Below are 19,354 nucleotides of genomic sequence, written 5' to 3' on the forward strand. Positions count from 1 at the left end.
CGGGATCCGAATGGATCGCGCGCCAAATTGATGGCGGACCGAGAGGCCCGTGCAGGTTTTAGAGGAGTAAGCCGATGTCGACCCATATTTCCGTTCCGCCGCAATTGCTGCTCGAGCGCATCCTGACGCTCGAAATCGTGCGGGTGACGGAACGTGCCGCGGTTTCGGCCGCGCGGTTGCGCGGCCACGGCCAGGAGAAAGCGGCGGACCAGGCTGCCGTCGATGCGATGCGCCGCGAACTCAACAAGCTGCCGATCGAAGGCACCATCGTGATCGGCGAGGGCGAGCGCGACGAGGCGCCGATGCTGTTCATCGGCGAGAAGGTCGGGCTGAACGCAGGTCCGCAGGTCGATATCGCCGTCGACCCGCTGGAAGGCACCACGCTCTGCGCCAAGAACATGCCGGGCGCGATCGCGACCATGGCGATGGCCGATGGCGGCACGCTGTTGCATGCGCCCGACGTCTACATGGAGAAGCTCGCGGTCGGCCCGGGCTATAGCAAGGGCGTGGTCGAGCTCGACGCGTCGCCTGCCGACAATGTCCGTCGCCTGGCGAAAGCCAAGGGCGTCGAGCCTGCCGCGATCACGGTGCTGGTGCTCGATCGCCCGCGCCACGCCGATATCATCGCCGGCGTCCGCTCGACCGGCGCCGCGGTGCGGCTGATCACCGACGGCGACGTGGCGGGCGTGATCCATTGCGCCGATCCTGACAATACCGGCGTCGACATGTATATCGGCACCGGCGGCGCACCCGAGGGCGTGCTGGCCGCGGCGGCGCTGCGCTGCATCGGCGGCCAGATGCAGTGCCGGCTGATCCTCGACAGCGACGAGAAGCGGGAGCGCGCGCGCAAGATGGGCGTGATCGATCCGAAGATGATCTACGGCATCGAGGACATGGTGCGGGGCGACTGCCTGTTTGCGGCAACCGGCGTCACCACGGGCTCGCTGCTGTCGGGCGTCAAGTTCCGCAAGGACGTCATCGAGACCGAAACGGTGGTGATGCGCTCGGTCACCGGCACGGTGCGCTACATCAAGGCCGAGCACCGGCAGCTGGATAAGTTTCACCTGGATTGAGTTGTCATTCGCCGGTGCGCGATTGCGCACCTGAGGGCGCGAAGCGAACCCGGAATCCATTCATCGGCGGAGCTGGCGGCAAAATGGATTCCGGGCTCGCGCGTTGCGCGCCCCGGAATGACAGAAGTGGGGAGGCGACCAATGTCCGACGTGTCCGCGGTGAAGGCCCTGGTGTTCGACGTGTTCGGCACCGTCGTTGACTGGCGCACCAGCCTCATCAACGATTTCACCAAATGGTCGGAGACCTCGGGCATCCGGGCGGACTGGACCGCCTTGGTCGATGGCTGGCGCGGCGTCTACATGGCCTCGATGGACGAGGTCCGAAAGCATCCCGAGCGTGGCTATCAGATCCTGGATACGCTGCACCGGCGGTCGCTGGAAAAACTGGTCGCCGATATGTCGATCCAGGGACTGAGCGACGTCGATCTACACTACCTGACGATGGGCTGGCACCGCCTGCATCCCTGGCCCGACAGCGTGCCCGGCCTGACTCGGTTGAAGAAGAAATACATCATCTCGCCGCTCTCCAACGGCAACGTCGCGTTGTTGACCAACATGGCGAAGTTCGCAGGTCTTCCGTGGGACCTCGTCATGTCGGCGGAATTGTTCGAGCACTACAAGCCCGATCCCGAAACCTATCTCGGCGCCGCCAAACTGCTTTGCCTGCCGCCGGAGCAGGTGATGATGGTTGCTGCCCACAACGGCGACCTGAAGGCTGCGCAGCAGAACGGCCTCAAGACCGCCTTCGTCGCGCGTCCCACCGAATACGGCCCGCACCAGAAGTACGATTTCGAGGCCAAGGGCGACTGGGACATCGTCGCCAAGGATTTTGGCGGGATTGCCGACCGGCTGGGGTGCTAGCGAAGACAAGCCACGTCAGCACTTCGGCGTCGCTATGCGCTGCCTCCCACGTGCAGAAGGCCTCGACTGCATCTCCACGGTCCGCGCCAGACGTTCAACCGCGGGAACGATCGTCTGACGCGAGTGGCCACTGAAACCAAGCACCAGTGCAGATCGCGGCGATGCAGCAAGGTATAGGCGGCTCATGGGCCGGACGACGACGCCATGTTGGCGTCCGGCGCGCTCGATGGCCACGTCCGAGAGGCCTCGCCGCGTGAAGGCCACGAGGTGCATACCCTGGTCCGGCGCATTGACCATCAGGTCGGTGCCGAGTTGGCTCTCCAGAGCGGCAACCAGCTCATCGCGCTGGTCCCGATACAGCAAGCGCATGCGACGAATATGCGCGGCGAAGTGGCCTTCTTCCATGAAGGCGGCAACCACGGCTTGGCTTAAGGTCGATGGCTGCCGGTCCATCAAATAGCGGGCGGCAACGAACGACCGCAGCAGCGCATGCGGGATGACGGCGTAACCGATCCGCAAGCCTGGAAAGAGCGCCTTGTTGAGTGTGCCGACATAAAGGACACGCTCGCCTTCATCGAGCCCCTGAAGCGAGGCAAGCGGCCGGCCGCCATATCGGAATTCGCTGGCATAGTCGTCCTCGACGATCCATGCATTCTTCTTTCGTGCCCAGGCGAGAAGTTCAAGACGACGGGCCATCGAGAGCACGACACCTGTCGGGAATTGGTGGGAGGGCGTCACGAACACGGCACAGGCGTTCGGCGCCGATTTGATACCTGAGCCGACGTCGATGCCTTGTGCATCGACAGGGATCGGATGGACCGTGGCGCCCGCGGCCAGCAGGGCCTGTCGCGTCAGCGGATAGCCTGGGTCCTCGACCCAGACCTCCCTGTTCCGGTTCGGAAGGATCCGGATGACGATGTCGATCGCCTGCTGCGTTCCGGCCGTTACGACGATCTGGTCGGGATCGCAGTTCACCGCCCGCGCTGCCTGCAGATAATCGCAGATTGCTTTTCGAAGTTCGATCGAGCCGCGCGGGTCGGAATATCCAAAATGGTTCGGAGCTAGCGACCGAAAGGTACGTGCGCTCAGTTTGCGCCACAGCTCGAGCGTTCTGTCGTCGATCAGCGTGCGCCCCAGGTTGAATGGCCGCTCATCGCTCTGCACCGTGACGTCGACGAAATCGCTGAAGGGCTGCATTTGTACGGCGCTCGGCGTGATCGCCGCCGCGGGTTTCATGCGTCTTTGTGGGTTTCCCACGATCGGTTCGGGAAGATCAGGCGATATGTAGGTGCCGGACCCGTGCTGGCCGGACGTATACCCTTCGGCGAGTAGCTGCTCGTAGGCGGCGACCGCGGCCGAACGTGAAACGCCGAGCTGCGTGGCAAGCTCTCGCGTGGATGGCAATTTCGTTCCCGGCCGCAAGCGTCGTGACAGGATCGCCGAGCGAAACTGCAGATAGAGCTGGCGGAAGAGCGGCGTGTCGCTCGTGCGGACGATCTCGAACGCATAAAGGTCTGCCCAGCTTTGTCGGCTTTTCATGTCGGCATCCGGTTTTGGGTCAGCGCAAAAGTGGTATCGCAATCTTGCGAGAAGTGGACCTTTTCGACAAACCACTAGTCAGGCTATGCCGACGTGAAGGGCGCTTCAAGCCGGTGCGACCGCCGGGTGCGCGCTTTCAACCCCGGCTTCACGGAGGTCTGCATGAGTTCGCCTCAACTGCGCCGCGCCGATCGCGCGATGTCCGAGCCGCGAGCATATGCAATGCTGGAGCGCGCGTTCAGTGGACAGCTCGCGACCATCGGGGCGGATGGCTATCCCTATTGCATTCCGCTGCTCTACATCTGGATGGACGGCGAAATATACGTTCATACCGGCAGCGCCACGGGACATTTGCGGGCGAACGTCGAACGCGAGCCACGGATTTGCTTTGAGATCGACGAGCCGAACGAGGTGTTCGATTACGGCCGTTTTGAATGCGATTCCGGTTTGGCGTATCAAAGCGTGATCGTGTTCGGAAAAATTCGGATCGCCGAGGAAAGGGCGGTCAAGCAACGCTTCTGCGAGGCGCTGATGGAAAAATACGGCAAGCCGGACAGCAAGCGGCCCAAGGGCTTTTTCCCGCGCATCGACATGATCACGGTTTACGCCATTGCTGTCGAGCGGATGACGGGCAAGGAAATGGCTCTACCAGCGCTCTCCGAGCAATGGCCTGCGAAAGACAGAACCAAAACGCCGAACGCGCATCCGTGACGCCAAGAATGCGCTGCCTATCCCGCTCCGCCCTGGATCACGCCGAACCAGCCGAGCCCTCTATACGTCTCGTAGCCAGGCGTAGCGTGGAAGGCGACCAGCGCGCCGGAGCGGTCCTGATGGAAGCCGGAGCGCCGGCCCTCCAGGGGAAGCGAGACGCGTTCAGTGAGCAGGCCCTGGCCGTCGGACGCCGCGATCACCCGGAAATTCGAATCGACCAGCAGCACGCGGGCCTTGTCGGCGGCGCCGACGCGCACGCCCTGGACGATGGCGCGGGCTTGCGGCTCCCAATCGAAATGGACCGCCAGCACGCCGGTCGGCTTGCCGTTGGCTTTGCCGCCTTCGCGAACGCTGGCGCAATAGGTGACGACCTGGGCGTTGCCGAGCAAAGGCTGGCATTCGACGTCGCCGACGGCGTATTCGTCGCCGGTTCGCAAGGCACGCGCCGCCCGGAACCACTTGGTGTGCGCCACGTTCTGGCCCACGACGTTGAAACGACCGGCGCGGCCATTGGCGCGCACAGTGCCGTCGAGATCGCACAGCCAGAGATCGAGATAGACGGTGTAGGCACCGAGGATCACGGCCATCCGTTCCGAGACATGGGCAACAGTGGCAGCCTCCGGCGCGGACGCGCAATCGACGACGGCCGAGTCGGTCGCCCACCAGCGCACGTCGCAGGTGCGCTCATAGAGATTGCGGTCGATCAATTCGATGGCGTTCAGCGACAGGTCGACCATGCGCTCGCCGCGCGAGCGGTCGGCCATCTGCGCGATCGAGTTCATCAGATTGCCGGTCCGGTTGGTGAGCTGGCTTTCGAGCTCGCGGGCGATGGTTTCGACCTGCTGGCCGACGTTGCGGACTTCCTGCGCCACCACGGCGAAGCCGGCTCCTTGTGCGCCTGCGCGCGAGCTCTCGATCAGCGCGTTCAGCGCCAGCATCTTCATCTGGTTGGTGATCTTCTGGATCGACTTGGTCTTCTCGCAGGCGACCTGGTTGACCTCGGCGGTCAATCTGGCGATCAGCGCGGAAACGTCGGCTTCATCCTCGGCGCCCGCTGAATTACCGGGCTGTTTTGCGATGGTTGCGGTCTGGGAGCGAAGCGCGACGGACATTGGCGGGACTTCCTCAGTCTTTGTGCGGCCAATCTTCTGCGGATTGGCGAGACTCAACGGGAGTTTGTTGGACTCCTTTGTCGGGGATCATGGCTAACGATTGGTTTATGTTTCGCCGTCCCGCGGGTAGTATTGCGGGGACAAGTTGCATCTTCTTTGTGCAAGTCGTTTTTGTCGGCATAAGCTCAAAGCTGACGTGGCCGAGGTTGTGTCAACCTGGCCGTAGCGATTCGTGCGCCGCGGCGCCACGCCATCGCCCCGGCTTGCGTTTGCCGAGCGGCGGCTTTGCCCCTATGTCTCGAAGGCATCATGACGCTCCCCGCATCCGCACTTCCCGTTGAACTGCCGCCGGCGTTTCTCGGCGTATTGCGTTCGGCAACCGGCAAATTGTGGCGCGACCGGCTCGATGCCCGGGGGGCGGCGCGGGCGCTGGCGATCACGCAGCGCTACCAATTACCGGAGATGCTGGCGCGCCTGCTGGCGGGCCGCGATGTCGGGATCGACGAGGTCGAGGACTTTCTCGATCCGACCATCCGCAAACTGATGCCCGATCCCCATACCGTGACGCAGATGGAGACGGCGGCGAGGCGCATTGCCGACGCGGCCGCGCGCGCCGAGAAGGTCGCGATCTTCGGCGATTACGACGTCGATGGCGCGACCTCGGCGGCGCTGCTGGCCTGGCATTTGCGCCATTGCGGGCTCGATCCCTTGATCCACATCCCTGACCGCATCTTCGAGGGCTATGGCCCCAACGTCGAGGCGGTGCGCGCGCTTGCCGGCAAAGGCGCGACGCTGCTCGTCACCGTCGATTGCGGCACCACCAGCCTTGAGCCGCTGGCGGAAGCACGGAAGCTCGGCATGTCCGTGGTCGTTATCGACCACCACCAGACCGGCGACGAATTGCCCGAGGTCGACGCGCTGGTGAATCCGAACCGGCCGGATGATCTCTCCGGCCTTGGCCATCTCGCAGCCGTCGGCCTCGTGCTGATCACGCTGGTGGCGGTGAACCGGGAACTGCGCGGCCGCGGCTTCTGGACCGCCGAACAGCCCGAGCCGGATCTGCTCGGCATGCTACACCATGTGGCGCTCGGCACCGTCGCCGACGTCGCGCCTTTGACAGGGCTCAACCGCGCCTTCGTCGCCAAGGGCTTGATCGCGATGCGCCGCCGCGACCATGTCGGTCATACCGCGCTGATGGATGTGGCGCGGCTGAACGGCCCGCCCGAAGCCTGGCATCTCGGCTTCATGCTGGGGCCGCGCATCAATGCGGGAGGGCGGATCGGGCGCGCTGATTTAGGCGTGCGGCTGCTCCTGGAAGGCGACGTCTCGGAGGCCGCGCGGATCGCGGCCGAACTCGACCGGCTCAACAGCGAGCGCCGCATCATCGAGCAGGCGGCGGAGGCGCAAGCCGAGGCTGAAGCGTTGGCTTCGCTCGGGCTTGAGGACAAGGGCGCGGTGATCGTGACCGCCGCCGAGGGCTGGCACCCCGGCATCGTCGGGCTGGTCGCCTCGCGGCTGAAGGAGAAGTTTGCACGTCCCGCCTTTGCGATCGCGCTGGAGCCGGGCGGCATCGGCACCGGCTCGGGCCGCTCGATCTCGGGCGTCGATCTCGGCAAGGCGGTGCGGCAGGCGGTGAAGGAAAAACTGCTGATGAAGGGCGGCGGCCACGCCATGGCCGCGGGCGTGACGCTGCGCAAGGAGAAGCTTGCGGAATTTCGCGCCTTCATGGAAAGCGCGCTGGCCGAGGACGTCGCCAGTTCCCGTCACGAGAACGAGTTGTTTATCGATGGCGCCGTCAGCGCGCGCAGCGTCACCGTGGAGTTCGCCAACATGCTAAACCGCGCCGGGCCGTTCGGGGCGGCCAATCCGGAGCCCGTGATCGCGCTGCCGGCGCATCAGCTGGTCTATGCCGATGAAGTGGGACAGGCGCATCTGCGCGTGCGCTTCAAGTCAGGCGACGGCGCCATCGTCAACGGCATCGCGTTCCGCTCGATCGGCCAGAAGCTCGGCCACGCGCTGACGCAAAACCGCGGCCAGCCCCTGCATGTCGCGGGCTCGCTCGCGGTCGATCGCTTTCAGGGCTCGGAACGCGTGCAATTGCGCGTGGTCGACGTAGCGGTGCCGGACCCGGGACCGGCCGTGATCAGGTAGTTCAATAACCAAGAACAACAAACGGGAGAAGACATGACAGGGCAGGTTCAGGGCAAGGTCGTGCTGGTGACGGGCGGCGCATCCGGCATTGGCGAAGCGGTTTCCGAATTGCTGGCGCGCGAGGGCGCCTCGGTCGCGGTGACCGATGTCGACGATTTGAAAGGCCCCGAGGTCGTGGCGCGGATCAAGAAGGCGGGTGGGGAGGCGAGCTTTTGGCATCACGACGTCACCAGCGAGGAGCGCTGGATCGAGGTGGTGGCCGATGTCATGAAGCGCTACGGCCGGCTCGACGTGCTGGTCTCGAACGCCGGCATCGGCATTTCCGTACCGTCGATCACCGAGATGTCGCTTTCGGACTGGAGGCGGCAGACCGCGATCAATCTCGACGGCGTGTTCCTGTCGGTGAAGCATTGCCTGCCACTGATGCGCAAGACCGGCGGCGGCTCCGTCATCATGATGTCGTCGCTCGCGGGCCTGCGCGGCGCAGCCGGCCTTTCCGGCTATTGCGCGACCAAGGGCGGCGTGCGGCTGTTCGCCAAGGCGATCGCGATGGAGTGCGCCACGTTTGGCGACGGCATCCGCGTCAACTCGGTGCATCCCGGCATTATCGACACGCCGATCTGGGGCAAGATTCCGACGGAGGCCGCGGGCGCCGGGCAGAACGCGCCGATCGATCCCGAGGAGCGTGCGAAACTTGTAACGCCGCTCGGCCGCGCCGGGGAGGCCGAGGAGATCGCGCAGGGGGTTTTGTATCTGGCGTCCGATGCCTCGCGCTACGTCACGGGGACTGAGCTCGTCATCGATGGCGGCATGCATGCAGGCGGTGTCGTGCGGAGGGCCTAGCCGTCATTGCGAGGAGCGTAAGCGACGAAGCAATCCATCCCACCGTTATGCCCTTCGCTCGCAATGACGGCTGGACTTAACCGCCCTGCCTCAACCGCGCCAGCACCTTCAGCCCGCCATAGCCGTCGGCAGGCAGCAGCCCCATCTTGGTCTGATAATCTTTCACCGCCTTCATCGTGTCGTTGCCGACACGGCCGTCGGTGCCGCCGGTGTCGAAGCCGGCCTTGGTCAGCCGCGTCTGCAGCTCCTGTACTTCGGGAAGCGTCAGCGCGCGCTCGGAGCCGGGGAACGGGTTGATGAACGGCGGCGCTCCTAAAATGCGGTCGCCGAGATGGCAGATCGCCAGCGCGTAGTTCATCGACGGGTTGTAGCTTTTTACCGAATAGAAATTCGGACCCAGCAGGAATGACGGACCGCCGGCGACCGGCACCCACATCTGTGCGGATGCATTCGGCTGCGGGAACGGCTTGCCATCGGCGCGCGTCACGCCGGCGCTGGCCCATGCCGCGTAGGTCCGGCTGCCGCTCGAAGACCCTCCGGCGCTGCGGACTTCATAGCCCCAATGCTCGCCGCGGTGATACTTGCCGCGGTTGAGCAGATAGCGCGCGCTGGAGCCGAGTGCGTCGTCGGGCTTGCCGAACGGCGAGACGCGGCCGTCCTTGTCGTAGTCCATGCCGACGTTGAGCCAGACTTCCGGCATCCATTGCGTGTGGCCCATCGCGCCGGCCCAGGATCCCCGCATTTCCTCCGGCGTGCCCCAGCCGCGGTCGACGATCTTCAAGGCATTGATCAGCTCGGTTTCCCAATAGGCGCGGCGGCGCGGTTCGTTCCAGGCCAGCGCTGCAAGCGCCGGAAAGATCGGACGCATGTGGTTCTGCTGCACCAGCGGATCGCCATAGGCGGATTCAACGCCCCACAGCGCCAGCAGCGTGCCGCGCTCGACGCCAAAATCCTGCTCGATCCGCGCAAACAGCGCCTCGTGCTTCTTCAGGGCCTCGCGGCCGTGGATGATGCGCCAGTCGGAGGCGCGGCGATTGATGTATTGCCAGATCTGCTCGTGGAACTCCGGCTGCTTCTGCATCTGCCGGAACACGCTCATGTCGGGCTCGATGCGGCCCATCACCCGCGTCCAGGTCCCGTCCGAAATGCCTTTTGCCAGCGCGCGCGCGCGAAAATTGTCGCGCCACTGGTCGAAGCCGGGCGGCGCCGCGAACGCAGGAAGCCCCGTGGCGAGCAGGGCGCCAGCGCCGATGCCTCCTTGCAGCACGGCGCGGCGGGTTGGGGTCTGGGAATCAGGCTGTTTCATGCCCGCAGTCTAGCGGCGCGGCGGGCCAGCGCCAAAAGCCATGACGCCGCGGGAACCCGAGATTCCTCACAGATCGGTGGCGATTTTGGCCAGCCAGCGGCGGATCATGGCCTGGTCCTTGGCGGACAGCCCGGCCACCAGCCGCCGCTCGATTATTTGCGCGTGCCGCCGGCATTTGTCGAGCAGGGCTGCACCGCGTCGCGTCACCGTCCACTGCAGCACCCGGCCATGAACGGGGTGCGGGGTCTTCTTGATGGCGCCGTCGCGCTCGAGATTGCGGATGATGACACCTGTGGTCTGCGGCGTCAGCATCGCCACCCGCGCGAGATCGGCACCCGACAGGCCCGGATAAGCGCGCAGCATGGTCAGGACGACGAATTGCGGCGAGGTGACGCCGAGTTCGGCCAGCGCCCGCTCCATCGCCAGCCGCGTCGCAGCCTGGGCTTGCCGCAGCAGGTAGGCGAGGTAGCCTTGCTCGCCGCGCTTGCCCTCGCCGGGCGGCGGCGGTCGCTGCAGCGGCGCGGGATTGTCGGCGGATGCTTGCCGCGATTTTTTCGCCGGTGCATTTCGCGATCGTGCCGTCGTGTTCCGTAGTGCCTTGCGCGGCATATCAGTGCTCTTATAATAAATCAGAGCACTGATAACACGAGGCACAAAAGATGTCACACGCCCGCAAAGAGTACAAAGACTTCATGTCGCTGACGCCAGATGCCTACGAGGCCGTGCTGGCGCTCAGCCAGGTCGCGGGCAAGGCTGGCATAGACAAGCAACTGCTCGAACTGATCAAGCTGCGCGCCTCGCAGATCAATGGCTGCGCCTTCTGCGTGCAGTATCACATCCTGGAGGGCGAGAAGCTCGGCGTGCCCACCGACAAGCTCAACCTCGTGGTGGTCTGGCGCGAGGCGCCGCAGTTCTCGCAGCAGGAGCGTGCGGCACTGGCCTGGACGGAAGCGCTGACCTTGCTCAGCGACGGCGTCAGCGACGAGGTCTATGCAGAGGCGAGTAGCGAATTCTCCGAGAAGGAGCTCGCCTATCTCACGTCGGCGGTGGCTTCGATCAACGTCTGGAACCGGTTCGGCGCGGCGTTCCGCTGGACGCCGCCGACGCGGAAGCAGTCTGTCGGCGCGGCGGCTTCGTAAAAACTGGCATGACGATGGCGCCGTTCGCTCGCCTGCGCGCCGGCTCCCAAAATCCGCAGTTGCTATGCAACGGTCGGAAGGAGCCGCCCCACTTCTTCCTGCAGATCGGCAATCGCCCTACGATCCCCGGAGAGGTGTCGCAGCAGGCATCGCTGGAACAGCCCATCAAACAGTGCATAAAGGGCCCCCGGGGAGACGGCAGGCTGTCGACCACCGAGTGAGGCAAAGCGCGACGCGATGCGCCACACCATGTCTTCCAGGCTCTTGTCGATCTCGGTTACGTCGTCGCGAAAGGCTTCTTCAAACAGAGACTGCGAGCGAAGGTCGTACCAAAGGCGATGCATCTGCGCCTCGTCGCGAACCGTCTCACCGAGCTTTTCCAGAAAACCCTTCAACAATTCGTCGCGGCTTTGCGCCGCCGACGTGATCCGGTCGTACCGCGTAACGCACTTCGCCTTGTAGTGACGAACGCAACAGCAGATCAGGTCGACCTTGTCGGTGAAGTAATAGTGCAGCACACCGTGCGTAAACTCCGACTTCTGTGCGATCTCGCGCAGGCTGGTCCTCGCATAGCCGAGCTCAGCCAGGGTTTCCAACGCAGCCTCGGCAAGTTCGATTCGGCGTGCACTGAATTTATCGACACGCGATCGTTCGATTCGATCCGACGGTTTGCTTAGCCGGCTCGGCGTTTCAATTTTCCGCTGCCTCTCTGCAAATTGCTTGCGCACGTCCAAAACTCCGAATCGCCGCGTCACTTCGGCGGCAATAATGCCCTGAAGTGCCTTCCGAAATCATCCTCGTCCCTCCCTGTTAAGGATTGCTTGACAAGTGTCAAGATTTTTGACAATCGTCAAGATAATCTTGGACATTTGTCAAGTTTTCGGAGTTCACGGCCGGAAGAAGCCGTTCATCGGGAGAAAGCGATCGCGGCGCGCCTCGGCGCGCCACAACGGAAATCACAAGGGGAGGAGCTACGATGAGTGCGAAGAATCTGGCTGGCCGCAAGGCTCTGGTCACTGGTGGCGCGCGAGGCATCGGCGCTGCGATAGCAGAGGCGTTGGCGAACGCCGGCGCGTCGGTGATGATCGGCGATATTCTCGCCGATCTCGGCAAAGACACTGCCGGCCGTCTTGCAAAGACAGGCGCCAAAACAGGCTTTGTGGAACTGAACGTCACCGACGACGCGCAATGGGAAAAGGCTGTTGCAGCCACCGTCGCCACGCTCGGTGGCTACGACATCCTGATCAACAATGCCGGCATCGAGATTACCTCGCTCGTCGTCGATCTCAAGGCTGAGGATCTGCGCCGGATGTGCGACGTCAACATCGTCGGCACCGGTCTCGGCATGAAACATGCGTTTCGCGCGATGCGGCCTGGCGGAAGTGCAGGTGCCGGCGGCGCCATCGTCAATATCGCATCGGTCGCAGCTACGATCGCATTCCCGGCTATTGCCGGGTACTCCGGCACCAAATCGGCTGTCGACCGCATGACGCGGATAGCCGCCGTCGAAGCCGGCAAGCTCGGTTACGGCGTGCGGGTCAACTGTCTCTATCCCGGGCTTGTTCCCACCGACATGGGAATGCAACTGGCCAACGACATCGTTGCCGCAGGACTAGCACCGGACGTCAGTGCCGCCGTCGGCTCGGTCGTCGAACAGACACCGCTTGGCCGGTTGGGCGAGGTCGGCGACATGGCCGACGCCGCTGTTTTCCTTTGCTCGAACGAGGCGCGCTTTATCACCGGCGCCGGCCTGCCGGTCGACGGCGGCATGGGCACGTAAATTACCAAGCGCCAAGACCAAAAATTCGAACAGAAATTCGGGAGGATATGGACATGAGCGAGAAGAAGCCTGTCGTCGTCTATGGCGTCTCGGGGTATACGGGGCGTCTGGTTTGCGAATATCTGCGGGAATACAACATTCCCTTCATTGCCGCCGGCCGCGACGCCGCCAAAGTGAAAGCCGTCGTCGAGAAAATTCCCGGCATCGAAACCGCGGACTATGAGATTGCCGAGGTTGAGCACACGGTCGAAGCGCTGACCAAACTGTTCAAGGGCGCGAAGTTCGTCAGCAATATGGTCGGCCCATTCATCAAGTATGGCCCGGAAGTTGTCGAAGCTTGCCTTGCCGCCGGCTGTCATTATTCCGATACGACCGGCGAGCAGGACTGGGTGCTGCTGGCGCAGGAACGCTGGGGAGAAAAATTCGCGGCAAAAGGATTGCTGCTCGCGCCCAACATCGCGCAGATGTACACGACGGGTGAAATTGCAGCGAACATATGCCTCGAAACGCCCGGCCTCGATACGCTCGACATCCTCGTGCTGTGGAAGGGGTTTCCGACCTATGCCTCGACGCAGACGATTTTCACCATCCTCAAGGCGAACTGGTACTATCTCGTCCAGAACAAATTTGTCGAATGGGATGTGACGGCCAATTTCGAGGTCAACGTTCCCGGTCAGCATGAGGGCGCCATCGCCGTGCCGTGGGGCGGCACTGCGCATCCGGTCTGGTTCAAGAACGATCCACGCGTATCCAACTGCAGGGTACTCGGCGGCGTCATGCAGCGCGATGTCATGCTAGGCGTGGTTCAAACCCAGCAGATGGTGAAAGAGAAGATCAAGCCGCTGCCGCCCGACCAGCAGGAGAAGGCGCTGGCCGACATCGCAGCAACGGTGCAAGCAACCATGCCGCCGCGCGAAAATCCGCGCATCAACACCTCGATCGATTCGGTCTATGCATCGGGACCGCTCGGTCGCGCCCATTGCGTGATCCACGGGAACTGCAACTACAAGCAGACCGGAATGCTGCAGGCCTATGTAGCCTTCTCGCTGCTGCAGACCGCTCCCAGGAAGGTTGGCTTTGCCTCCGCTTGTCAGGCGTTCGGGCATCGGGAACTGCTGGGCCAATTGCGAAGCTTCGGATTGGTGATGAACCCAATTCTGACGGTGCACAATTGATGCAACCGGGTGGCGCGCACGACGGCGCCATCCGCCTTCTTTCCGGGAGGTAGTCCATGCGACTTGTCGACTATCTGGATAAGGGCGCGTCGCTTGGTGCTGATGCGCCATGCCTGACCATGGACGGAAACGACCTGAGCTATGGTGACGTGCAGCGCCTTAGCTATCGGATCGCGCGCGGACTCGCCAATTCCGGCGTCGCCCCGGGGGAGAAAGTCGCGATCCTGTCCGGCAACGATCCGACCGCCTTTGCCTGCGTGTTCGGTATTTCGCGCGCCGGGGCCGTCTGGTGTCCGATCAATCCACGTAATGAGGCCGCGGAAAACCAGTTCATTTTAGATGCGTTCGATTGCAGCCTGTTGCTGTTTCACAGCGGCTTCGCGCCGATGGTCGACAAAATGCGGCCTGACCTGCCGAAGCTGCGCAAGCTCGTATGTCTCGACACCGAGACGTCTTTCGCGCCGTCGTTCGAGCGCTGGCTTGCCGATGTCGATGACCAGCCATTTCATCGCGATCCCATCGACGATCTTGCGCTGATACCCGGCACCGGCGGAACGACCGGTAAACCCAAAGGTGTGATGCTCTCGGGGCGCAACATCGAAACGATGACTGCGTTGACCCTGATGGGCTATCCGTTCAAGGGGCGTCCAAGCTATCTTGCACTCGCACCGCTGACGCACGCCGCCGGCGTGCTGTGTTTTCCCATCATGACGCTCGGAGGCCGGGTAGTGATCATGCATCATCCGGACATCGGGGAGTTCCTCGATCTGATTGCACGCTACCGGATCACGCACACATTCCTCCCGCCAACCGTCATCTACATGCTGCTGGACCATCCGAAGCTCGGAAGCGCCGATCTCAGCTCGCTGCAATGCTTCTGGTACGGCGCGGCCCCGATTTCGGTGGCGCGCCTGACCGAGGCGCTGGAACGGATCGGCCCGATGGCCCAGCTCTTTGGGCAGACCGAAGCGCCGATGATGATCTCGATGATGCCGCCTGGGGACCATTACAACGCCGACGGTTCGGTCGCTACTGGACGTCTGTCGTCGGCGGGCCGTGTCGGGCCGCTGGTTCAGGTTGCGATCATGGATGGCGACGGCAATCTGATGTCTACCGGAGAACGCGGCGAAATCGTCGTTCGTGGGTCGCTGGTGATGGATGGGTATTACAAGAACGCCGAAGCAACGGCGGAGGCCTCCGTGCACGGTTGGCATCATACGGGTGACATCGGATACCTGGACGCGGACAATTTCCTCTACATCGTCGATCGCGCCAAAGACATGATCATTACTGGCGGCTTCAACGTCTATTCCGTCGAGGTCGAGAATGCTCTTCAGGCCCACGAATCCATTCAGGATTGTGCCGTCATCGGTTTGCCGGACGAGAAGTGGGGCGAACGTGTTGTCGCTGTGGTGCAGCCGAGAGCAGGGCGCACCGTCGATGTCGCCGCGGTATCGGCTTTTGTGAAGCAGCGGGTCGGAAGCGTCAAAACGCCGAAGCAGATTGAAGTCTGGGATGACCTTCCGCGCTCCAAGGTCGGCAAGGTGCTGAAATCCGACATCCGCGCCAGAATGCTGGCAAGCGGGAAGACATGAATATGGCTGGGCAAGGTAATCCTTAGCAGGGTCTGCATCAGCCGCATCGAGGCGAATGCTGGCGCAGCTTCGGTGTGAGTTGATGGAGGGCAGATGGTTGGCCGCCGGCTTGTCGTCTTGCGGGCGCGGTGATCGATGGACAAACACCCGCCGACGTTATCGCGCGCTTTTCCAATCTCGCCTTTATTTCTGCACTATTTGAGCAGCAAATGGTGCCCAGTGTGACGCTTTGGAGGACTGGCTGTGCCGAAGTCCGGGGTGGCGTTGTTACTTGTGGGGTTACTCGGGTCTGTGCTGGGCGGTTGCATGCAAGCGACGCTCTCCCCAACGTCGAATGCCAGCTTGACCCCAAGGGACCGGCAGTTGCTGGCCCATCCGCCTTATGCGCGGGCGGACATTCCCGAAACCTATCGCCGGCATATTGTAGACTATATGCGCAAAGAGCAGCCGGGCACGATCCTGGTCGATAGCAATGCACGCTATCTGTATTACGTCCTGCCGGGAGGCAAGGCGGTCCGCTACGGCGTGACGGTGGGAGAGGAAGCGCTGGCCTGGTCCGGTGTCGCGACCGTTGGCCGTATGGCTGAATGGCCCGACTGGATTCCGACAGCGGAGATCCAGGCTCGGCTTGGCCCTTACCCAAAGCGAATCGCCGGAGGCCCGGAAAATCCGCTCGGCGCGCGGGCGATCTACCTTTACCAGGGCAACAAGGACACCCTGTACCGTATCCACGGCACCAACCAGCCGGAATATATCGGCCAAGCCATCTCGTCCGGCTGCATCCGCATGACCAACGAGGACGTCATCGATCTCGTGAATCGGGTGAAGCCAGGTGCGATCGTCGTCGTCCTCCCGCCAGGTCGGAGTGCGTGAACGGGGCCTATAGACCTGCAGATGGGACGCGCATGACGTCTCGTTGCGTGAATCCGAAACGCAAGCACACGTGGCAGCGGCGTGTGTATCTTGCCGCTGCGAGTCTGGCCGTGCTGGTCGCGGCCGGGGACGATGCGGGCGCGAGAGGCGGCGAACGCGCGATTGAGTCCATCGAGACGCGCAGCGCCAGCGAGCCGCTCATGGCCATCGTTTCGCTCCGCAACCAGCGGATCTCCGTCTATGATGCCAAGGGGTGGATCCTGCGGGCGCCGGTGTCGAGCGGCACGAAGGGACGCGAGACGCCCGCCGGGATCTTCAGCGTCATTCAGAAAGTAGAGGAGCATTACTCGAACCTGTATGACGACGCCTTCATGCCGCACATGCAGCGCATCACCTGGTCCGGTATCGCACTCCATGGCGGCGTCCTGCCGGGGCGTCCGGCGTCCCATGGCTGTATCCGGCTGCCCTTCGACTTTGCCGAACGCCTGTTCGACGCGACCGCGATGGGCATGCGGGTGATCGTGGCGCCAACCGATGTAGCGCCCGTCGAGTTTGCCCATCCGGTTCCATTTCAACCCAAGCCGGAAGCCGGCGCCATGGCCGCGGCTCGCACGGCAGAGGCGCAAGAGGCGGCGAGGAAAGCGGCCGAGGCGCGATTAGCCGCCGGGACGGCCTTGCGCGAGGCCACGCAGGCCAGGGCGCCGGTTCGCACTGCGGAAAATCTGAAGCGCAGGGCCGAGGCGCAACTGGCGGCCGCCGAGACCAAACTTGGCGCTGGCCTCTCGGCGGAGGTAAAGGAGCAGGCTGAGGAGGCCAAGGCGCAGGCCGTCGCCAAAATCGCGGAGCTGCAGCTGCAATGGAACGTCGCCAACGCGGATCTGCAACAGAGGCTCGACGCCGTCACGCTTACGCGTGAAGCCGCCGTCGCGGCCGAGGCTGCGCGCGTCGCGGCAGCCGAGGCGGTGCGCGAGATCGCACGCGAACTCCAGCCAATATCAGTGTTGATCAGCCGCAAGAGCCAGCGGCTTTATGTCCGTCAAGCATTCAAGCCCATCCTCGAAAGTCCGGTCACGATTGCAGATCCCGACCGTCCAATCGGTACGCATGTCTTCACCGCCACCGAGCGCGCGACCGACGATGCCAAGGTGCGATGGAGCGTCGTCTCATTGGAGGGCGGTCGTTCGGCCAATGCCGCGGTTGAGCCCCGCGACCGGGCGCGCGGGAGCAGCGGTCGCGACGTTGAGCCGGTGCCGACGGACCCGGACAGCGCAAAGGCCGCGCTCGGCCGCATCGCCATTCCGCAGGACGTATTGGATAGCATCGGCAACATTACGCCGCGATCTTCCGTGATCGTCACGGACGAGGCGATGAGTTCGGAAACGGGCAAGGGAACGGAATTCGTGGTGCTGTTGAGCGGCGAGCCGCAAGGCGGCATCAAGAGGCGGCGACGCAGTCCGGGGGCTGACTTCCGCTATTCGCGCCCACGCAGCCAGCCTTTCTGGCACACGCCGTTCGGGCACTCGCCTTTCGGGAATCCCATGACCTGGTGAGCCCGTTCTTCTTGCGGCAACTCGAACTTCACGTCGAGTGCAGGGCCACATCCTAGTTCTCCCGGCCTTCCCGGGCATTGTGGCGAAGGACGTCCTCCGGCAACGCGTGCGCCACCGCGGCGGCGACCGGAGGATCGGTGCCGATCTCGCGGCCGCGGGCGCGGATCAGCCGTTCATAGGACGCGATCAGGGTGCTGTACGGGTTGACCCAGATCCAGCCGTCGCGCGTGAACACCTGCACGTCGAAGTGAAGATGGTAGGACGTGCCGTTCGGAAAATCGAGATAGTTGGAGACCACGCCGATCTTTTCGCCCTCGGCGACCCGGCGGCCGTTGAGAATGCCGTCTGCGTCCATCGCTGACGGGTTCATGTGCATGTAGCGAAAGCGGATGTGCTCGTTGCGGGTGTTGATCTGCAGCGTGGCCGCCTGCTGCTTCAGGGAGCGGATCAGGATGCCGTCGCGGACGGCCACGACGGCCTGCTTTCTCGGATGGCAGCTGCTTTCGCTGTTGCTGTTCGGCGGGCAGGGTGCCGGACGGACGTCCTGGCCCTGGTGCCCAAAGCCAGCGGCGCATTGCCCGACCTGAAAGCTGCGGGCTTCGCAAAAATTGTCCCGCCACGGATAAACGCCGCGGCCCACCTCGGAATTTTTCCTGCTGAAGGATTGCGAGCGGATCGCGGCCGGGGCTTTCTCGAGCGGAAAGCGGATTTGCGAATAGGCGACGAAATCGGCGCGTCCGCCGCGCCGGCGTACGCTGCTACGGGCGATGATGTCGCCGCCCGGGTAATAGGTGAAGTCGGGCGAAAGCGCCGTCGGGCGTTCAGCGATCTCCGACGGAATGTCGCGACGCGGCTGCGCCGGTTGTCCGCCCGCGATGCGCAAGGCTTTCAGAAAGCGCTCGGCTATGGGATAGGCCTCGCGGCAGGCCAGCCGCCGCGCCCGCGGCGTCGAGTCGAGACACTGGATCGACACCACATAGGGCACGCCGAAGCGCGTGAAGGCGTAGCGCACATAGCCTTCGCGGATGAAGCGGCGCATGCCGGGGAACTGCGCCGCCAGCGCCTTGACCGGCTCGCCCCTGCCGCCAAGCGGATCGGCGAGGTCGTAGGCGAGGATCGAGCCGGTGATCTGCACTTCGACCGGCTTGGCGAAGGTCCGCGAGCCGCCTGCGCCGGGCTGCAGCGAAAACACCGCGTCGTAGCCGGCCGGACCGGCGTGAAACAGATCTGCGGGGCGGAAATCGGCCTGGTAGCGCGACAGCGGAAGCTGTGTGCCGTCGGCCTGGCCTTCGAGGTAGCCCGCGGTATCGAACGGCAACAGCACCGGCACCGAACTGCGTCCGATCCCGGCGAACAGGCTTGCGTTGACGGCGTTCAGTTGCACCAGCGCGGGCGTTGCGCGCGGATCCCATGCCGGCACGCGCCGCTGGCCGGCGAACGTGAAGCGGGAAGCGATCGCTGGTCGGGTGCCGATCTCGGTGCGGAGCTGATCGACAACCGCCCGCCATTCGACGCGGACGGCTGATATCGAGGGCGTCCTGAACTCTTCGGCGGCAGCGCCGGTGACCGCTGGTGCGAGCCAACACAGGGCTGCCAGCCAACGCCCAAGCAAGCCGACAGCTTTCCTGCCCACTGCATCGCCCCCC

17 protein-coding genes are annotated in these 19,354 nt (G+C 63.7%); 11 read left to right on the forward strand and 6 right to left on the reverse strand.

Annotated features, from left to right (window positions below):
• Nucleotides 1-74 precede the first annotated feature (74 nt).
• Complete coding sequence (gene glpX, locus KIP88_RS18660) at nucleotides 75-1,073, forward strand: class II fructose-bisphosphatase (RefSeq protein WP_214489416.1); 999 nt, start codon at nucleotides 75-77, stop codon at nucleotides 1,071-1,073.
• 141 nt (nucleotides 1,074-1,214) lie between these two features.
• Nucleotides 1,215-1,934, forward strand: a complete 720-nt coding sequence (locus KIP88_RS18665) for a haloacid dehalogenase type II (protein WP_214489417.1) — start codon at nucleotides 1,215-1,217, stop codon at nucleotides 1,932-1,934.
• Between the two features lie 15 nt (nucleotides 1,935-1,949).
• Here the strand turns inward: KIP88_RS18665 and KIP88_RS18670 are convergent, their stop codons facing one another.
• On the reverse strand, nucleotides 1,950-3,473 hold the full coding sequence (locus KIP88_RS18670) for a PLP-dependent aminotransferase family protein (protein ID WP_214489418.1): 1,524 nt from the start codon (nucleotides 3,471-3,473) through the stop codon (nucleotides 1,950-1,952).
• 162 nt (nucleotides 3,474-3,635) lie between these two features.
• Between KIP88_RS18670 and KIP88_RS18675 the strand changes: the two genes are divergently transcribed.
• Complete coding sequence (locus KIP88_RS18675) at nucleotides 3,636-4,184, forward strand: pyridoxamine 5'-phosphate oxidase family protein (protein WP_214489419.1); 549 nt, start codon at nucleotides 3,636-3,638, stop codon at nucleotides 4,182-4,184.
• 17 nt (nucleotides 4,185-4,201) lie between these two features.
• On the opposite strand, the gene KIP88_RS18680 is transcribed toward KIP88_RS18675, so the two are convergent.
• A complete protein-coding gene (locus KIP88_RS18680; protein WP_214489420.1) occupies nucleotides 4,202-5,296 on the reverse strand; it encodes a methyl-accepting chemotaxis protein in 1,095 nt (364 codons plus the stop codon).
• Between the two features lie 309 nt (nucleotides 5,297-5,605).
• Here KIP88_RS18680 and recJ point away from each other — a divergent pair, with 309 nt between their 5' ends.
• Both recJ and KIP88_RS18690 read left to right on the forward strand, forming a co-directional pair.
• Entirely contained in the window at nucleotides 5,606-7,447 is a 1,842-nt protein-coding gene (gene recJ / locus KIP88_RS18685; RefSeq protein ID WP_214489421.1) for a single-stranded-DNA-specific exonuclease RecJ, read from the forward strand.
• 33 nt (nucleotides 7,448-7,480) lie between these two features.
• Entirely contained in the window at nucleotides 7,481-8,290 is an 810-nt protein-coding gene (locus KIP88_RS18690; RefSeq protein WP_214489422.1) for an SDR family NAD(P)-dependent oxidoreductase, read from the forward strand.
• Between the two features lie 76 nt (nucleotides 8,291-8,366).
• Here the strand turns inward: KIP88_RS18690 and KIP88_RS18695 are convergent, their stop codons facing one another.
• Both KIP88_RS18695 and KIP88_RS18700 read right to left on the reverse strand, forming a co-directional pair.
• Nucleotides 8,367-9,596 carry a lytic murein transglycosylase gene (locus tag KIP88_RS18695; RefSeq protein ID WP_214489423.1) on the reverse strand — a complete coding sequence of 410 codons (1,230 nt, stop codon included), beginning with the start codon at nucleotides 9,594-9,596 and terminating at the stop codon, nucleotides 8,367-8,369.
• Between the two features lie 66 nt (nucleotides 9,597-9,662).
• Nucleotides 9,663-10,205: a MarR family winged helix-turn-helix transcriptional regulator gene (locus KIP88_RS18700; RefSeq protein ID WP_214489424.1), complete on the reverse strand. Its 543-nt coding sequence runs from the start codon at nucleotides 10,203-10,205 to the stop codon at nucleotides 9,663-9,665.
• A gap of 50 nt (nucleotides 10,206-10,255) precedes the next feature.
• Between KIP88_RS18700 and KIP88_RS18705 the strand changes: the two genes are divergently transcribed.
• Nucleotides 10,256-10,735: a carboxymuconolactone decarboxylase family protein gene (locus KIP88_RS18705; protein WP_214489425.1), complete on the forward strand. Its 480-nt coding sequence runs from the start codon at nucleotides 10,256-10,258 to the stop codon at nucleotides 10,733-10,735.
• Nucleotides 10,736-10,797: 62 nt separating this feature from the next.
• On the opposite strand, the gene KIP88_RS18710 is transcribed toward KIP88_RS18705, so the two are convergent.
• A complete protein-coding gene (locus KIP88_RS18710; RefSeq protein ID WP_249790866.1) occupies nucleotides 10,798-11,463 on the reverse strand; it encodes a TetR/AcrR family transcriptional regulator in 666 nt (221 codons plus the stop codon).
• Between the two features lie 248 nt (nucleotides 11,464-11,711).
• On the opposite strand from KIP88_RS18710, the gene KIP88_RS18715 reads away from it, so the two are divergent.
• The 5 genes from KIP88_RS18715 (at nucleotide 11,712) to KIP88_RS18735 (ending at nucleotide 17,708) form a co-directional block, all read left to right on the forward strand.
• Complete coding sequence (locus KIP88_RS18715) at nucleotides 11,712-12,515, forward strand: SDR family NAD(P)-dependent oxidoreductase (protein WP_214489426.1); 804 nt, start codon at nucleotides 11,712-11,714, stop codon at nucleotides 12,513-12,515.
• Between the two features lie 53 nt (nucleotides 12,516-12,568).
• Nucleotides 12,569-13,690: a DUF5938 domain-containing protein gene (locus tag KIP88_RS18720; protein WP_214489427.1), complete on the forward strand. Its 1,122-nt coding sequence runs from the start codon at nucleotides 12,569-12,571 to the stop codon at nucleotides 13,688-13,690.
• Nucleotides 13,691-13,746: 56 nt separating this feature from the next.
• Nucleotides 13,747-15,285, forward strand: a complete 1,539-nt coding sequence (locus KIP88_RS18725; RefSeq protein WP_214489428.1) for an AMP-binding protein — start codon at nucleotides 13,747-13,749, stop codon at nucleotides 15,283-15,285.
• A 306-nt stretch (nucleotides 15,286-15,591) separates the two neighbouring features.
• Nucleotides 15,592-16,158, forward strand: coding sequence for a L,D-transpeptidase (locus KIP88_RS18730; protein WP_249790867.1), 567 nt, complete (start codon nucleotides 15,592-15,594; stop codon nucleotides 16,156-16,158).
• Nucleotides 16,159-16,190: 32 nt separating this feature from the next.
• Nucleotides 16,191-17,708 carry a L,D-transpeptidase family protein gene (locus KIP88_RS18735; protein ID WP_214489430.1) on the forward strand — a complete coding sequence of 506 codons (1,518 nt, stop codon included), beginning with the start codon at nucleotides 16,191-16,193 and terminating at the stop codon, nucleotides 17,706-17,708.
• A gap of 52 nt (nucleotides 17,709-17,760) precedes the next feature.
• Here KIP88_RS18735 and KIP88_RS18740 read toward each other — a convergent pair whose 3' ends face one another.
• Nucleotides 17,761-19,341 (reverse strand): M23 family metallopeptidase, encoded by a 1,581-nt coding sequence (locus KIP88_RS18740; RefSeq protein ID WP_214489431.1) that lies wholly within the window; start codon nucleotides 19,339-19,341, stop codon nucleotides 17,761-17,763.
• Between the last annotated feature and the right edge of the window lie 13 nt (nucleotides 19,342-19,354).

This window comes from Bradyrhizobium sp. SRL28 (assembly GCF_018596315.1).
GTDB lineage: Bacteria > Pseudomonadota > Alphaproteobacteria > Rhizobiales > Xanthobacteraceae > Bradyrhizobium.